Source organism: Lentzea sp. CA-135723 (assembly GCF_050936595.1).
Classification (GTDB): domain Bacteria; phylum Actinomycetota; class Actinomycetes; order Mycobacteriales; family Pseudonocardiaceae; genus Lentzea.
Genome location: NZ_JBNJMK010000001.1, coordinates 3352688 through 3369251, shown reverse-complemented (window position 1 = coordinate 3369251; position 16564 = coordinate 3352688). Strand labels below are relative to the sequence as shown.

The following is a 16564-nucleotide window of genomic DNA, read 5'->3' as shown; positions in this document are numbered from 1 at the left end:
GAAACAGCGAAGGAACGAAACCATGAACGCCACTCCTGAACAGGCTCGGCTGTTCGCGCAGACCTTCGAGCAGATGGTCCTGAACATCTCGCGCGCCATTTCCGGCAAGGAGCACGTGATCCGTCTCGCGCTCACCTGCCTGCTCTCCGACGGCCACCTGCTGCTGGAGGACTACCCCGGCACGGGCAAGACCTCGCTCGCCAAGGCGCTCGCCAACACCGTGCAGGGCAGGAGCACCCGCATCCAGTTCACCCCTGACCTGCTGCCGTCGGACGTGACCGGCGTGCAGATCTACAACCAGCAGCTCGGCAGCTTCCGCTTCCACCCCGGCCCGATCTTCGGCTCGATCGTGCTGGCGGACGAGATCAACCGCGCGTCGCCGAAGACGCAGTCCGCGTTGCTGCAGGTGATGGAGGAGGGCCGGATCACCGTCGACGGCGAGACCCACCAGGTGGGGTCGCCGTTCATGGTGATCGCGACGCAGAACCCGATCGAGCAGGCCGGCACGTACCGGTTGCCGGAGGCGCAGCTCGACCGGTTCCTGATGAAGACCAGCGTCGGCTACCCGGACCACAACGCCACGGTGGCGCTGCTCGCGGACGCGGCCACGCGCGACCGGTCGGCGAACGTGCCGCCCGCGATCGCGGCGAACGCGGTGGCGCAGCTGACCGCGCTGGCGGACCAGGTGCACGTCGACCCGGCGGTGCTCGGGTACGTCAGCCGGATCGCGGAGGCGTCGCGGTCGCACCCCGCGGTGCGGCTGGGTGTCTCGGTGCGCGGCTGTCTCGCGTACGTGCGGTGCGCGAAGACGTGGGCGTTGGCGCAAGGGCGCACGCATGTGGTGCCCGACGACGTCCAGGAGCTCGCGCATCCCGTGCTGGGGCACCGGATCCTGCTGCACCCGGAGGCGCAGTTCGACGGCGCGACGGTGGAGAAGGTGGTCGACTCGCTGTTCGCGGACATCGAGCCGCCCGTGCGGCGAGGTGCCTGACGTGGGGCGGCTGCTGGAGGCGATCTCGCCGTCCGGCCGGCTCCTCGCCGTGACGGCGGCGGGGACGTGGGTCCTCGGCGCGGTGCTCGGCTGGGACGAGTTCGTGCTGCTCGGCGCCACCGGTGTGCTGCTGCTCGGGCTCGCCTGCGCGCTCACCCTGGGGCGCGGTGCGGTGCGGGTCCGCGTGGACGTCGCGCGCCGCCGCCTGCGGGCCGGCGAGTCCACCGGGTGCTCGGTCGAGGTCGAGCGCCACGGCCGGAGGTCGTTGTTCGCGCCCGAGGTCGAGCTGCCGGTCGGCGAGGACCGCGTCGAGGTGTTCGACCGGGGCCGGGAGATCGAGATCGCCGGGGTGCGGCGCGGCGTGATCGCGGTCGGCCCCGCGGTGACGGTGCGCGGCGACCCGCTCGGGCTGGTGCGGCGGACCGTCGGCATGACGGACGTCGTCGAGCTGTTCGTGCACCCGGTGACCGTGCCGCTGGAGCCGCTCGGCACCGGACTGCTGCGCGACCTCGAAGGCCGCACCACCAACGACGTGTCGATGAGCGACCTCGCCTTCCACGCGCTGCGCGAGTACGTGCCGGGCGACGACCGCAGGCACATCCACTGGCGTTCCACGGCGAAACTGGCAACATCCACTCAGGACGGAAGATTCCTGGTGCGGCAGTACCTCGACACGCGGCGCGCGCACGTCGCCGTGATCGTCGACGGCGCTCAACAGTCCTATTCGGACCCCGAGGTCTTCGAGACCGCCCTGTCCGCCGGTGCTTCCGTCGTGGCCAGGGCCGCGCTCGACGAGATCGACACCAGCGTCGTCGCGGGAGACCACGTCTCCGCCGGCGCCAGAGGGCACGTGCTGGACGTGTTCGCACGGGCGGAGCTCGGCGGCCAGAACCTCGCGCGGGCAGCCACCCGCGCGGCGGCCGCCGCACCGGACGCCACCGTGGTCGTCCTCGTCACCGGCGCGCGACACGCGTACGCGGACCTGCGGGTGGCGGCGTCCGCGTTCGCGCCCGAGGTGCGCAAGGTCGTGCTGCGGGTGGACCCGGACGGACGCACCACGCGGTCGGCGAGCACCTCCTTCACCGTGCTCACGTTGCGGCGGCTGGCAGATCTGCCGGGGCTGCTCGGGGGAGGGACCCTGCAGTGACCAGACTCGTACCCGGCCGCGACGACCTCGCCGACGCCGCGTTCCTCACCGCGTTGTTCGTGGTGGCGCTGCTGGGTTTCCACGGCACCTACAGCGACTGGGGCTTCCTGCTCGTGGGCTGCGCCGGGCTGCTGCTCGGCGTCGTGTCCGGGCACGTGGCGTCGGCGTTGCGCCGGCCGATGATCGCCGTCGCGGTGATGACGGTCGCGGTGTTCTTCCTGCTGGGCGGGGCCGTCGCGATGCGCGGCAGCGGCGCGGTGCCGACCCCCGCCACGATGTCCGACCTGGCCGGTCTCGGCGTGCACGGCTGGAAGCAGCTGCTCACCACGCTGCCGCCGGTCGACGGCGCGGGCCCGCTGCTGGTGCTCCCGTACATCCTCGGCCTGCTGTGCGGTGCGGGCGGGTTCACGCTCGCACGCCGGGTGTCGCTCAGCGCGGCACCCGCCGCCGCGCCGCTCGCCGTGCTGGTCGTGGTGATCCTGCTCGGCACCGGCGAGGCGACCGGGCTGCTCGGCGTGCTGTTCGCCGCGATCGGCACGGGCTGGACGGCGATCCGTGCGGCCCGGCGGCGCACCGGCGTGCGCGGGGTCCGCCTGACGCGGGCCGTGACGGCCGTGGCGCTGGCGGGTGTGGCGGCGGGGATCGCGTTGCTGGTCTCGCCGGTGCTGCCCGGCACCGGCAGCGCGGACCGCCTGGTGCTGCGGAACTACGTCGAGCCGCCGTTCGAGATCGGCGCGTACGCGAGCCCGCTCGTCGGGTACCGCAAGCACACCAAGGACGCCAACCAGCTGTGGGACCAGACGCTCTTCACCGTCGCGGGCCTGCCGGAGGGCGGCCGGGTCCGGATCGCGACGCTCGACGGCTACGACGGCCGCGTGTGGGGTGCGACCAACGACCCGTCCGGCGCGGCGGGGCCGTTGCAGCGCAACAACTTCCAGCGGATCGGCGTGCGGATCCCGGTGGCTGGCACCGGTGCGGAGGCCGACGTCACGGTCCGGATCGAGGCGGCCTACGCGACGGCGGACGAGCTGAGCGCGTGGCTGCCGACCGCGGGCCAGGCGCGGGAGATCGCGTTCGACGGCGAGCGGAAGGCCGGCCACACCGAGAGCCTGCGCTACAACCTCGCGACGGCGTCGGGCATCGTCGCCGACCGGCTCAAGGAGGGCGACACCTACCGGCTGCGGACCGTCCTTCCCGCCGCAGGAGTCCCGGACGACGCGCAGCCGTTCGGACGGCCCTCGGTGCGCACCGGCGACCTCGCGTTCGTGCGGAGCAAGGTCGCGAAGTGGACCGGTGGCGCGACGACGATCGCGGAACGGCTGAAGGAGGCCGCCAGGTACCTGCGGGACAACGGTGCCTACACCGACGGCGGTCCCGGCGAGACCGAGTACCTGCCGGGGCACGGCGCGGCGAGGCTGACGGCGTTCTTCAACGCCAAGCGACCGGCGGGCAACGACGAGCAGTACGCCGCCGCGTACGCGTTGGTGGCCAACGAGATCGGCATGCCGGCGCGGGTCGTGCTGGGTGCCGTGCCCGGCTCCGGCGGCGTGGTGCGCGGCGAGAACGTCCAGGCGTGGGTGGAGATCCACCTCGCCGACGGGACGTGGGCCGCCATTCCGAACACCGAGTACATGCCCGACCGCTCGAAGAAGCCGGACCACCAGCCACCGCAGGAGATCGAGAACACCGACGCCGCCGTGGTGCCGCCGCCGAACACGGTGAAGATGCCGAGCTCGCTCGTCGACGCGAGCCGCACCGACGTCAACGGCATCACCACCCCGCCGATCGCACCGCCGTTCTTCCCGTTGTGGCTGAGGGAACTCCTCGCCGACATCGGCGTGGTCGTGCTCCCGGTCTGCGCGCTGGTCGCCCTCGTCGTGGGGGCGAAGATGACGCGGAGGCACCGGAGGCGGACGCGCGGCAGCACGCCGACGCGGTTCGCCACGGGCTGGCGCGAGCTCGTGGACCAGGCCCGCGACCTGGGGGCGACCGTGCCGCGCGGGCTGACCAGGCGGCAGGAGGCGGCGAGGCTGCGGGAGCGGTTCGACCTGCGGGGCCTCGCCGCCGCCGCGGACGCCCAGGTCTTCGGTCCGGGCGCGCCGGACCAGGCCGCGGTGGACGCGTACTGGGCGGCCGTGCGGGAGGCCAGGGCCAGGATGCGCGCGTCGGTGCCGCGGTGGCGGCGCTGGCTCGCCGCCGTGGACGTGCGGACGTTCCTGCCCGTGAGGGCGAGAGGCACGGTCAAGCCGTCGAACGCCCGTGCCGCATCAGCTCGTCGCAGGCCTCGGACGGCGTGATCGCGAAGTCCGGTGCTCGGAGCGCTCGAGCCGGTCAGGTGTCAACGGGTGGAAAGGCTGTTCAGGACGGCCCCAAAACGCGAAACGGCTGGCATCATGGCCGGAGCGTCGCCGCCGACGAGGGGGTGCGGTAGGCGGCGCGGTCGACAAACTGGGGAGTTTGGCGTGCGCGTTCTGCTGCTGGGGCCCGTAGATCTCCGCGACGGGGAGAGATCCATCGGGCTCGGGGGGACGAAACCGAAGACCATGCTCGCCGCGCTGATGTTGCAGCCGCGGCAGGTCGTGCCGATCGAGCAGCTCATCGGCCACCTGTGGGACGAGGACCCGCCCCGGTCCGCCACCGCGCTCGTGCACACCTACGTGTCGACGTTGCGGCGGGCCTTCGCGAGCACCGGCCGGGACCAGGTGCTGGTCACGCGGGCGCCCGGCTACTCGCTCGCCGTGCAGGCGGGCGAGAGCGACCTGGAGGCGTTCGAGGCGCTGGTCGAACGGGCCCGGCGGCTGGAACGCGCCGAGCAGCACGAGGACGCGGCGACGCACTACCAGCGGGCGCTGGAGCTGTGGCGCGGGCCGGCGCTGAGCGGGATCGACGCGCCGTTCGCGCGGGCCAAGGCGTTGGCGCTGGAGGAGGAACGCGCCGGTGCCGAGGAGGGGATCGCGCGGTGTCAGCTGGTACAACGGCACTTCAGCGAGGTGATCTCGCGGATGTCCGGGCTGGTGGCGCGGAACCCGGTGCGCGAGGAGGCCCACGGGCTGCTGATGCGCGCGCTGTACGAGAGCGAACGGCAGGCGGACGCGCTGGCCGTCTACCAGAACGTGCGGCGCTATCTCGACGACGAGCTCGGGGTCGAACCCGGCGAGATGTTGCAGCAGTTGCACAACAACGTGCTGAACGGGTCGCTGGAACGGGTCGCGGCGCCTGCCGTCGTGGTGCCCGTGGAGGCCGTCGCCGAGGCGCCGGTGGTCGTCGCGGTGGACCAGTACACGGTGCCCCGGCACCTGCCGCCGGACATCGGCGACTTCACCGGGCGGGCCGGCCAGCTCGACCTCATGCTGCGCATCTCGGAGAAGACGGCGGTGGCGAGCAGGACGGCGACCGCGACCGTGGTGGTGTCCGGGTTCGGCGGCGCGGGGAAGTCGGCGCTGGCCGTGCACGCGGCGCACATGCTGCGCGACCGGTACCCGGACGGGCAGCTGTTCGCCGACCTGCGCGAGGCCGACCCCGACCTGGGGGTGCGGGACGCGCTGCGGCGGCTGCTCAACGCGCTGGGCGTGGCGAACACCGACCTGCCCGACGACCTCACGGACCGGGTCGAGCTGTACCGGCGCAAGGTGGCCGGGCGGAGCCTGGTCGTGGTGCTGGACAACGTCAGCCACGAGCACCAGGTGCGCCGGTTGCTGCCGGGCTCGCCGCACTGCCTGGTGATCATCACCAGCCGGTCGCGGCTCACCGGGCTGGAGGGTGCCGAGTTCGTCGAGCTGGGCTTCTTCGACGTCGAGGCGTCGGTGCAGATGCTCAGCCGGATCGTCGGCGAGCAGCGGATCGCGGCCGAACCCGAGGCGGCGCGGTCGATCGCGCGGCTGTGCGGCGGGATCCCGCTGGCGATCAGGGTCGCGGCGGCGAAGCTGCTGGCGCGGCCGCACTGGCCGTTGAAGGTGCTGGCGGGGCGGCTGTCCGACGAACGGCGGCGCTTGGACGAGCTGCAGGCAGGGGACCTCGCGATCCGGTCCAGCCTGCAGCTCAACTACACCGAGCTGGGGCCGTTGCACCGCAGGGCGTTCCACCTGCTGACGTTGCTCGACCTGCCGGACTTCGGCGCGTGGCTCGCGGCGCCGTTGCTGGAGATCTCCGCCGACGACGCGGAGGACGTCGTCGAGCACCTGGTGGACCTGCGGCTGCTCGACGTCGTCGGGGTCGATCCGCTGGGCAGGGTGCGGTACCGCTTCCACGACCTCATCCGGCTCTTCGGCGCGGAGCAGGCGGGCGGCGAACGCGCGGACGAGGCCGTGCTGAGGATGATGACGGTCTGGATGCACCTGGTGGAGATCGGCGCGCGCAAGCTGCCGCGGGTCACGCTCGGGCTGCGGCCGCCGGGGCTGAACACCGGCGAGGTGGACTGGCGGCTGAGCGCCGACGTCGAGGAGAACCCGACGGGCTGGCTCAAGGCCGAGACCGCCGCGGTGGTGCGCAGCATCGAACGCGCGCACGAGCTCGGGGTCATGGGGTCCACGACGACGCTCATCGTGTCGTTGCTGGCGTCGCCGTTCGCGGTGCGCAACGAGTTCGACGGCTGGCAGCGGATTCTGGACGTCGCACTGACGAGCGCGCGCACTTCGGGCGACAGGGGCGCGCTCGCCACCGTGCACGCCGGGCTCGGACAGCTGAAGTACGAGCAGGACGACTTCGCGGCGGCGCTGGAGCACTTCGGCCTGGCCCGCGAACACGCAGAGGCCGTCAGCGACGTGCACACCCAGGCCGTCGCACGGGCCGGGCTCGGCACCGTGCACCGCGAGCTCGGCGAGACAGGGCCGGCCGCGGAGCACCTCGTCGCGGCCGCCGGGCTCGCGCAGGAGGCGGGGGACGCGGACGTCGCGGCGGCGGCGTTGTACGGGCTCGGGGCCATCAGCCGCGAGAACGGCGACGTCGACGACGCGGTGGAGTCGCTCGGCCGGTGCGTCGGCCTCTACCGGGAGATGGGCGACCCGCGCGGTGAGGCGCTGGCGTTGCGCGGACTGAGCCTCTGCCACCGGGCACGGGGCGAGCAGACCGCGGCCGCCGACCTCAGCACGCAGGCCATCGCGATCCTGACCGGCGCCGGGGACGCGCTCGGCGCGGCCTACGCCCGCCAGTCGCTCGCGAAGGCGTTGGTACGTCAGGGAAAGGTCGCGGAGGCGGCCGAGCTGCTCGACGCGTGCCACGAGGTGTTCGCCCAGCACCGCGACCGGTTCGGCGTCGCGCTCGCCATCCGCACGATGGGGGAGGCCGCGCTCGCGGGCGGCGACGACGTCCGGGCGCGCGAGCTGCTGGAGGACGCCCTGGTGCGCTGGGAACAGCTCGGGCTGCCCCAGTGGCAGGCCCGCACCCTGCGGGACCTGGCGGCCGCGGCCTCCGCCGACGACCTCTGGGCGCGTGCCGTCGACCTGGCGGCGTCCGTGGGTGGCCGGGAAGCCGCCGAGCTGCGCGAACTCACCGCCGCGGGCTGGCGGGCGCACGTCCGGCAGCACCTCTGAAGGATTCTTATAGGTGAGGTCCCGGGATCTGTAGGCCGCGTGCAGACCGGCCGGTCACTCTCGTCGTGTCAGGGAAACACCGGACACGACGAGAGAAGAAGATGCCCGCGACGGTTCTCCTGGGCCCGCTGATCACCCGTGCCGAGGTGATCGTCCGGGCGAAGAGCTGGCTCCGGCCGTCGGTGTCGTTCCACCCCGGCCGCAGGTTCAGCAACGAGCACGGCCGCTACCGCACCGATAGCGCCGGGTTCGTCTGCATGGCGTTGGCGCTGCCGCAGACGAGCATCGAGGAGCTCACCGCGTTCTGCTCGCTGATCTCCCGCGACGACCTGTTGGCCGGCGACCTGCTGATCTGCGCCTGCCACGAGAGCGCCACCCGGCACGCGATCGTCTTCGAACGCTGGACCGACCGTTCCCGCGACTCCTACCTGGGCATGGAGCAGGTGCACGGGATCGGGACCGTCCGCAGGGCCGTGCACTACCCGTACGAGAAGGAGCAGGACGCCTTCCTGCCTCGCCGGTACCCGATGATCCAGGACTGAGGGAGCCTCAGGCCGTGCTGGCCTCTCCGGTGCGGTAGGCGTAGCGGTCCAGCACCTGCCGCGTCACGCTCAGCCGCGAGTCCACGCCGAGCTTCTGCAGCAACCGCGACACGTGCGCCTGCACGGTGTTGCGGGACATGCTCAACCGCGTGGCGATGTCCGAGTTCGGCCAGCCCGCCGCGACCAGGTCCGCCACCCGGCTCTCGAGGTGGTCGAGCGGCCTGCCGTTCAGGTCGCCGTGCACGCCGACCCGCCAGTGCACGTCGTACGGCCTGAGGCGCGACTCCGCCCTGCGCACGTCCCAGGCCGCGCCCAGTTCGGTGTGGACGGTCATCGCGTCGTAGAGGGCGGCCTGCGCCTCGGCCACGTGGCCCAGCGAGGCGTGCAGGACGGCCAGGTCCTCGGACGCCGCCGCGAACTCGACCTTGCGGCCCACCTCGGCGAAGTTCCTGGTCACGGCCGCGAGTGCCGCCGTGTCCTCCTCCAGCAGGGCGCGGCACCAGCGCGCCGCGGCCTCGCCCCGTGCGGTGCGGGGGTCGCAGGCGGCGAGGGCGGCCGTCGCCACCTCGCGTTCGCCGCGGTCCAGGGCCAGGCGGGTCAGCCTGGGCAGCCACTGGTGGCGGGGGACCAGGCGCGGGTAGTCGGCGCGCAGCAACGGCAGCAGCGCGACCATCGCCTCGTCCGCGCGGCCGCGTTGCTCCGCCGCGACGGAGTGGGCCATGCGCAGGAAGTCGTCGCGGGTCTCCACTGTGGACACCGGGTGGTCGCCGGCGGACTTGAGGAACGTCTCCAGCGCCGCCGAGTCGTCGCGGTGCGCGGCGATCAGCGCCTTCAGGCCGTGCAGCAGGTCGATCGACGTGCGCTGGCGCAGGCCGTAGAACGTGATCTCGGGCCGGTCCTGCACGACGGAGTCCAGTTCGGACAGTGCGTCGTGCCAGTCGCCCAGCCAGTAGTGGTGCACGGCCGCCGGGAGGTGCGGGCCGCTGGTCAGGCCGCGGTGGATCACCAGGTGCTGGGCCGCGTCCAACGCCTTCGACGCGGCTCCCAGCCGGTCGAGCTGCTGGAGCGTGAAGATCTTGTCGTCCAGCAGGCAGAGCTCCAGGTCGGCGCCGGCCGGGTCGCCGCCGATCGCCTCCAGCGCCTGGTCGACGTGCGCCAGCGCCTCGGTGTGCCTGCCCTGCACGGACGCGATCTCCCAGAGGCTCTCCGACGCGTGGGCGATGGCGAACGTGTCCGCGGACTCCTTCGCGCGGTCCAGCGCCATCACGGCGGTCTGGTGCGCGGTGTTCGGGTCGTCCAGCGCCCGGCGTTCCACCCTGGCCTGCAACGCGTGGTGCCGCGCCCGCCAGTGCGCGGGGACCGACGGGTCCGCCGCCACCTGGCGCAGCACCTCCAGCGCCCGGTCGTTCTCACCGGTCGTGTGGTCCATGTACGCGAGCATCAGGCGCATCTCGGCCGCCCGCGCCGGGTCGTCGGCCGTCTTCAGGACGGCGCGGGCCTCGGTGACCGGGTGCCTGCCGAGCCAGAACCGCAGCCGGACGAGGCGCACCAGGAACACCTCGCGGGCGCGGTCGCGGACGGACGGGCTCGCGACCGCGTACTCCAGCAGTTCGGCGGCGAGCGCCGGGTTGCGGCTCGACAGCGTGTTCGAGTGCGTGAGCAGCCACTGCGTCACCCACGCGTCCACCGGCACCGGGCCCGCGAGCAGCTGCTCGGAGATCCGCTCCACGTGCGCGCCCGCCGTGTCGAGCGTCTCGGCGGCCTGCCGGTGCAACGCGATCCTGGCCGTCTCGGGCACCGCCTCGTACAGGACGCGGCGCAGCATCGGGTGCTCGAACGCGAGACGCCGGCCGGACTCCCTGATCACCCGCCCCGCCGTCGCCTCCTCCACGGCGGGCAGCAGCCCGGACGCCTGTTCGTGCGCGACCGTCGCGAGGTCGTTGAGGCTGAACTCCATGCCGAGCAGCGCGGCCCACCGCAGCAGCCGCCGGGTGCCGTCGGAGAGGTGCCCCATCAGGCCCGTGATCACCGCGTCCATCGCGGGCTGCGGCGCGCCGGGCGTCCGGTCGAGGTGGGCGACGCCGCCGCGCAGCACCACCGCGTCGTCGCGGATCAGCGCGTCGACCATCGCCAGCAGCACCAACGGGTTGCCGCGCGCGCAGTCGACGACGGCCAGCAGCTCCGCACCCGGCTCCGCGCCCACGGCCTGGCGCACCAGCTCGGTCGTCGCCGTCTCGTCCAGCGGGCCGAGCCGCAGCCGGAAGCCGCCGTACGCGGACACGGCCGTGCGCAGCGGGTCCAGCTCGGGGCGCACCGGGTGCGGCCTGGCCGTGCCGACGAGCAGCAACGGCAGGTGCGGCGCCATCTTCGCGAGGCGCTGCCACACCAGCAGGCTCGCGTCGTCCGCCTGCTGCAGGTCCTCCAGCACCAGCACGACAGGGCCGGTCTCGCACAGCTCGTGCACGGTCCTGACCAGGTGGTCCACCAGCCCGACCAGGCCCTCGGACTCGACCAGCGGCGGCGACTCGGGCAGCTGCACGTTCAGCGCCTCGGTCACGACGCCGAGCGGGAACCTGTCGTCGGTCTCGTCGCCCGCGTGCCACCGCACGGCGCACCCGAGCTCCCGGGCGTCCGACAAAGCGGCCGCGAGCAGCGCGGACTTGCCGCACCCCGGTTCGCCCTCGACCCAGAGCGCGGTGCCGGTGCCGTGCAGCGCGGACTCCAGCGCGTGCCGCACCACGTCCAGCTCGGCGACGCGGCCCGCGAACGCCTGGGGCGCCTCGGGCACCAGCGGCGGGACGGGCGGCGCGGACACCGCGAAGCTCAGGCCGCGGCCGGAGGTGACGTCCTCGTAAGCCTGCCTCAGCTGCGGGCCCGGTTCGATGCCGAGCTGGTCGACCAGCAGCTCCCTGGCCGACCGGTACACCGCGAGCGCCTCGTCGTCGCGGCCCGCCTGGTGCAGCGCCGTCATCAGCAACGCGCGCGGGGTCTCCCGCAACGGGTGCGCGGACGTCAGCGCGAGCAGGTTGTCGATCGCGAGATCGGCCTCGCCGGAGAACGCCATGATCTCGGCCCGCCGTTCCAGCGCGTCGAGGTGCAGCTCGGCGAGCCTGCCGCGGTGCCGGGCGGCGAACGGGCCGGCGATCCCCATCAGCGGGTCTCCGTGCCACAGCTCCAGCGCCTGCTCCAGCGCGGCCAGCGCGGAACCCGCCTCGCCGGACGCCCAGAGGCACCGTGCCTCGTCGCGCAGCCGGTCGAACTCGTGCACGTCGAGCGCGGCCGGGTCGAGCCGCAGCGAGTACCCGGACCCCTCCGAGACCAGCACGTTGCCGGTGGACCACTTGGACCGGACGGGCTCGAGCGCGCGCCGCAGGCGGGAGACGTAGGTGTAGAGGGAGCTGTCGACGGCGCCGGGGGGTGCGTCGCCCCAGATCGCGTCCACCAGCTCGTCCCTCGCGACGACGGTGTTCGCGCGCAACGCCAGCACGGAGAAGAGGGCGCGTTGCCTGGCGGATCCGAGCGGGAGTTCTGCCGAGCCGCGCCAGGCGCACACCTCGCCCAGCAACTGCACCCGCAGCGGAGCGGGAGAGTCGGTCGGCTCCGTTGACATTCGCACCACTCCGAGCTTCGGCCGCGCCGACGGGCGCGGCTGCCGAGTGTAGACACGGCGCGAGACCGCCAGATGGTTCAGCGCCGGCCACCAAATGAGATCGTGTCGGAACTCACCGTGGTCTTGACGAGGCGAGACAAGGGCCCGGTAAACGTCAAGATGGGCCATCCGGGTGAACCCGCAGGTCAACCGGTGCACTGGTGCTAACAGCCGCCGCAGGGGCTCGTGAGGGGTGGCCAAGATCCACACATCACGCGAACAAATCGTCAAGATCGGGCGGCTTCGGCGGCCTCCGTCGTCAAGACTTCATAGAGGTTGCCTCTTCACACTCGATTTCAGTGATCGAACGTGTGGAGGTTCTGTGATGGCGCAAGTACGCGTCGCCGTGCACAGCACGGACCCCATGGGCTACGTCGGGCTCTCGTACTTCCTCAAGGCGCGGCCGGAGGTCCAGGTCGTCGAGAAGGACGGTCTGACGCCGCCGGACGTCATCGTCTTCTCGACGGAGAGGCTGACGTCGGAGGCCATGGGCTGGCTCCGGCAGACGTCGGCCGACCGCAGGGTCCCGATCGTGCTGATGGCGACCGCCCTGACCGACGCCCCGCTGCTCGCCGTCGTCGAGTGCGGCGTGGTGGCGATCCTGCCGCGCACCGCCGTGACGGGGGAGCAGCTGGTCGACAGCATCCAGGCCGCGGCCAACGGCAGCGGCGTCATGCCCCGCGACGTGCTGGGCAAGCTGCTCAAGCGCGTCGAGATGCTCCAGCGCGACGTGCTCGCGCCCAACGGACTCAACGCGGCGGGGCTCGCGCCGCGCGAGGTCGACGTCCTGCGGCTGATCGCCGAGGGCTGGGCCACCGACGAGATCGCCAAGGAGCTGCGGTACTCCGAGCGGACCGTCAAGAACGTGATCCACCACGTGACGAACCGGCTCAACCTCCGCAACAGAGCGCACGCCGTGGCCTACGCGATGCGGGCCGGCGTCATCTGACCGCGTTGCCGGGCGGGTTCGCGTGCTCCGCCACGAGCGCGCGCGAACGCACGCCCAGCTTGTCCAGGATGCGCGCCACGTGCGACTGCACCACCCGGCGCGGCAGCGACAGCCGCACCGCGATGTCCGGATTGGACAGTCCGTTCGCGACGAGGCCGGCGATGCGCCGCTCGACCGGTGACAGCGTCTCCCAGCCCGTGTCCGCACGACCGGCCGCCCGGTCGTGCCGCAGGCCGACGGCACCGGACCGGCCCAGGATCCTGTGGAGGTCCCACCGCGCGTCCAGCGACGTGAGGACTTCCACCGCCTCCGCGAGCGCCGCGCGTGCCTCGACCTGCCGCCCGGCCGTGACGAGCAGTGCCGCGGCCTCCTCCAGCGCCGCGGCCAGCTCGACCGTCCTGCCGACCTCGCGGTAGTGCGCCACCGCGGCGAGCGCCGGTTCCGGGTCGCCGGTCGCGAGCGCCTCGCACCGCAGCAGCGCCGTGTGGGCGCGCGCGGGCACGATCTCGCGGTCCGCCTCCAGCTTGGCGACAGCCAGCGCCTCGAAGACCACGTCCTCCGCACCCGCCTCGCGCGCCAGCTTGAGGACGTCCGGCAGCCACTGGTGCCGCAGCATCAGCTCGGCGTAGGCCGGGTCGAGGACCGGCGCCATGATCTCCAGCGCCCGTTTCCGGTCACCGCTCTGCACGGCCGCGAGCGACCTCGCGACCAGCAGGAAGTCGTGGCTCTCGCGTTCGGCCACCGTGGTCACGAGGTACTCCTCGGCCGCGTCCAGATGTGCTCGCGCGGCGCCGCCGTCGCCCCGCCGCAACGCGATCAGCGCCGCGACGCCGTGCAGCAGCAGCCACGACGGGCCGGGGTCGACCAGGCCGCCGTAGTTGATCGCCGGGCCGTCCTCGGTCGCCGCGTCGAGCTCCACCAAAGCCTGGTCCCAGCGCCCGGTCCAGTAGTGGTGGATCGCGGCGGGCACCTGCGGGCCGGTCGGCAGCCGGTGCGCGACGGTCAGCTCGTCGACCTTGCGCAACGCCGCGTCGACCTCGCCCAGCCGGTCCAGGTTCTGCAACGTGAACATGCGGTTGTCCAGCAGGATCGCGTGCATCGCCGGCATGTCGGTGCGGCCGGTGACGGCGGCGATCGCCTCGTCGACGTGCCGCAGCGCCGCCCGGTGGTCGCGCCGGACCGTGTCCACCAGCCAGCGGGTCTGCAACGAGTGCGCGATCAGGTACGCGTCCTTGTTCGCGACGGCCTCCGCGTGCGCGGTCTTCGCGGTCAGCTCGGCGTTGTCGACGTTGGAGATGTCCCTGCCGATGTGCGCCAGCAGCGACTTGTGCCGCAACCGCCAGATCTCCGGCACCGACGGGTCCGTCTCGACCTCGGTCAGCGCCCGCACGGCCAGCTCCCGCTTGCCCTGCCGCAGCAGGATCGCCGCGAGCATCTGCCGCAGCTCGGTCGAGCGGGTCGGGTCGGTCGAGATCGCGAGCGCCTGCTTGACCTCCGCCTCCGGGTCGCGGACGAGCTTGAACAGCACCCGCACGAGCGCGGTGAGCAGCACCTCGCGGCGCGGGTCGCGGGGGCCGCCGTGGTCGAGCGCCTGTTCCAGCAGGTCCACCGCGATCAACGGGGCCCGCGAGGCCAGCTCGGCGACGTTGGCCACCAGCCAGTCGCAGACCCACGGCTCCGGCTCGGACGCGGCGGCCACCAGCTGTTCGGCGACGCGCCGGGCGGGTGCCTGCTCCGCGGCGAGCGCCTTGGCGGCCTGCAGGTGCAGCAGCTCGCGCATCGGCGCGGGCACGGCGTCGTACACGGCCTCGCGCACCACCGGGTGCCGGAACACCAGCCGGTGCGTGCCCTCCGCGAGCACGTTCGCCCTGACCGCCTCCTCGGCCGCGAGGACGACCTCGTCCACGGGCCTCTGCCACAGCCCGGCGATCTGCTCGGCGGTGACGTCCGCGCCGAGCACGGCGGCGCAGCGCAGCACCTCGCGGGTGCGGTCCGGCAACGCCTGCCAGGTGCGCTGGACGGCGGCGAACAACGTGCGCGGCGCGTCCCGCAGCTGCGCCTCCGCGACCTCGGCGACCCCGTCGGCGAGGTCGATCGCCTGCTCGCGGCGCAGTGCGCCGAGCATCTCCCGCAGGTACATCGGGTTGCCGTCGGCCTGCGCCACGAGCCGGCGCAGCCGGGTCCCCGGCCGGCCGCCCACCAGCTCGGTGGTCAGCGCGGAGGCCTCGTCACCGGACAACGGCCCGAGCGCCACCACGTCCCCGCCCGCGGCGGCGACGTGGTCGCGCAGCCCGTCCAGATCGGCCCGGCCGTGCCGCGACCTCGCCGCCGTGACCAGCAGCAACGGCAGCTGGCGGGTCGCCGTGACGAGCCTGCGCCACACGTGCACGGACGCCTCGTCCGCCCACTGCAGGTCGTCGATCACCAGCACGGTCGGGGCCTGCGCGGTCATCTCGTCCACCATCGCGGCCGTGTGGTCGGCGACGATCTGGATCGTGTCGTCCTCGGCGGGCAGCACCCCCGCGTCCTGCTGACGGCTCAGCTCGCCGCGCTGGGAGCAGGACTCGACCGGGTCGATGCCCGCGAACTCCATCAGCACCTGGAGCGGGAAGTGCGCGGCGAGCTGGTCCGCGACCGCCCAGCCGACCTGGAAGCCGAGCCGTTCGGCGCCCGCGAGACCCAGCGCGAGCAGCTCGGACTTGCCGATGCCCGGTTCGCCCTCGACGTAGACGGCGCCGCCCGCGCCGGTCGACAGGTCGACGAGGCGTTCGCGCAGGCGTTCGGTCTCGTCCTCCCGCCCGACGAACACGTCGGTGGCGCCGCGGGCGGGGACAGCGCTTTCCTGCTCGCTTTCCTGCTGGGCCGCGACGGCGGGGGTCCCGGCGCCGGCCAGCACGGAGGCGTGCGCGTCGAGCAGCGCCTGGCCGGGTTCCGCGCCCAGTTCGGACCGCAGCACCTCGCGGGCGGCGGCGTAGACCTCCAGCGCCTCCGCCTGCCGCCCGGTGCGGCTCAGCGCCAGCATCAGCAACGCGTGCAGCGACTCGCGCAACGGGAAGTTCCGCGCCAGCGAGGCCAGCTCGGCGGGCAGGTCGGCCGTCTCGCCGAGCACGAGCCGGTCGCGCGCCCGCGCCTCCACCGCGGACAGGCCGCGGTCGGTCCACCGGCCGCGTTCGTACTCGGCGTGCGGCCCGGGAATCCCGATGTACGGGTCGCCGCGGAAGAGTTGCAGGGCCTGGGAACGCCGTTCGACGGCCTCGCGGTGCTCCCCGGCGGCGCTCAGCCGGTCGGCGCCCGCCACCAGGTCGCCGAACTCCACCAGGTCCACCTGGGACGGTGCGACCCGCAGCGAGTAGCCGTTCCTGGTGGAGAGCAGGACTTCGCGGCTGTTCTCGACGCCGGCGCGGGTCAGGGCCCTGCGCAACGCGGACACGTAGGTGTAGACGCTGCCGGCCGCGCTGGCCGGTGCGGCGATGCCCCAGACCCCCGCGATCAGCTCCTCGCGGCTGACCGCCTGCCCCGCCCTGGAGGCGAGCACGGCGAACAGGGCGCGTTGCAGGCTCGGGCCGAGCGGGACCTCGGTGCCGTCGAGCACGACCCGCAACGGGCCGAGCAGCCCGATGCGCAACCGTTGTCCCGCACCAGCTTCCGGCACTCCCGCTCCTCTGTGTCGCCACGACCGGTCCCACCGCGACCAGCCCACTGCTCGCGGACGGAGGCTAATCGGGCGAGCGGAGCACCCTCCGGGGTGTCTGCCCCGA

The 16564-nt window shown here is 73.3% G+C and carries 8 protein-coding genes; 6 read left to right on the top strand and 2 right to left on the bottom strand.

Annotated features, from left to right (window positions below; all coding sequences use genetic code 11):
- Positions 1-22 precede the first annotated feature (22 nt).
- From ACQEU1_RS14510 to ACQEU1_RS14490, 5 genes are all read left to right on the top strand, one after another.
- Entirely contained in the window at positions 23-991 is a 969-nt protein-coding gene (locus tag ACQEU1_RS14510; protein WP_433200781.1) for an AAA family ATPase, read from the top strand.
- A gap of 1 nt (position 992) precedes the next feature.
- Positions 993-2138: a DUF58 domain-containing protein gene (locus ACQEU1_RS14505; RefSeq protein WP_433200778.1), complete on the top strand. Its 1146-nt coding sequence runs from the start codon at positions 993-995 to the stop codon at positions 2136-2138.
- Positions 2135-4435, top strand: coding sequence for a transglutaminase-like domain-containing protein (locus ACQEU1_RS14500; RefSeq protein WP_433200775.1), 2301 nt, complete (start codon positions 2135-2137; stop codon positions 4433-4435). Before ACQEU1_RS14505 ends, ACQEU1_RS14500 begins: the two co-directional genes overlap by 4 nt.
- A 165-nt stretch (positions 4436-4600) precedes the next feature.
- Positions 4601-7666, top strand: coding sequence for an AfsR/SARP family transcriptional regulator (locus ACQEU1_RS14495; protein ID WP_433200772.1), 3066 nt, complete (start codon positions 4601-4603; stop codon positions 7664-7666).
- Positions 7667-7767: 101 nt separating this feature from the next.
- Positions 7768-8208, top strand: a complete 441-nt coding sequence (locus ACQEU1_RS14490; RefSeq protein WP_433200769.1) for a hypothetical protein — start codon at positions 7768-7770, stop codon at positions 8206-8208.
- A 7-nt stretch (positions 8209-8215) separates the two neighbouring features.
- Here ACQEU1_RS14490 and ACQEU1_RS14485 read toward each other — a convergent pair whose 3' ends face one another.
- On the bottom strand, positions 8216-11818 hold the full coding sequence (locus ACQEU1_RS14485) for a BTAD domain-containing putative transcriptional regulator (RefSeq protein ID WP_433200766.1): 3603 nt from the start codon (positions 11816-11818) through the stop codon (positions 8216-8218).
- A 364-nt stretch (positions 11819-12182) separates the two neighbouring features.
- Here ACQEU1_RS14485 and ACQEU1_RS14480 point away from each other — a divergent pair, with 364 nt between their 5' ends.
- A complete protein-coding gene (locus ACQEU1_RS14480) occupies positions 12183-12806 on the top strand; it encodes a helix-turn-helix transcriptional regulator (RefSeq protein ID WP_433200763.1) in 624 nt (207 codons plus the stop codon).
- On the opposite strand, the gene ACQEU1_RS14475 is transcribed toward ACQEU1_RS14480, so the two are convergent.
- Positions 12799-16458 (bottom strand): BTAD domain-containing putative transcriptional regulator, encoded by a 3660-nt coding sequence (locus ACQEU1_RS14475; RefSeq protein WP_433200760.1) that lies wholly within the window; start codon positions 16456-16458, stop codon positions 12799-12801. The two genes, ACQEU1_RS14480 and ACQEU1_RS14475, sit on opposite strands and share 8 nt — an antisense overlap.
- Positions 16459-16564: the final 106 nt, after the last annotated feature.

Coding starts and splice junctions, on each gene's coding strand:
- ACQEU1_RS14510 (WP_433200781.1), top strand. CDS start 23: ATGAACGCCACTCCTGAACAGGCTCGGCTGTTCGCGCAGACCTTCGAG.
- ACQEU1_RS14490 (WP_433200769.1), top strand. CDS start 7,768: ATGCCCGCGACGGTTCTCCTGGGCCCGCTGATCACCCGTGCCGAGGTG.
- ACQEU1_RS14485 (WP_433200766.1), bottom strand. CDS start 11,818: ATGTCAACGGAGCCGACCGACTCTCCCGCTCCGCTGCGGGTGCAGTTG.
- ACQEU1_RS14480 (WP_433200763.1), top strand. CDS start 12,183: ATGGCGCAAGTACGCGTCGCCGTGCACAGCACGGACCCCATGGGCTAC.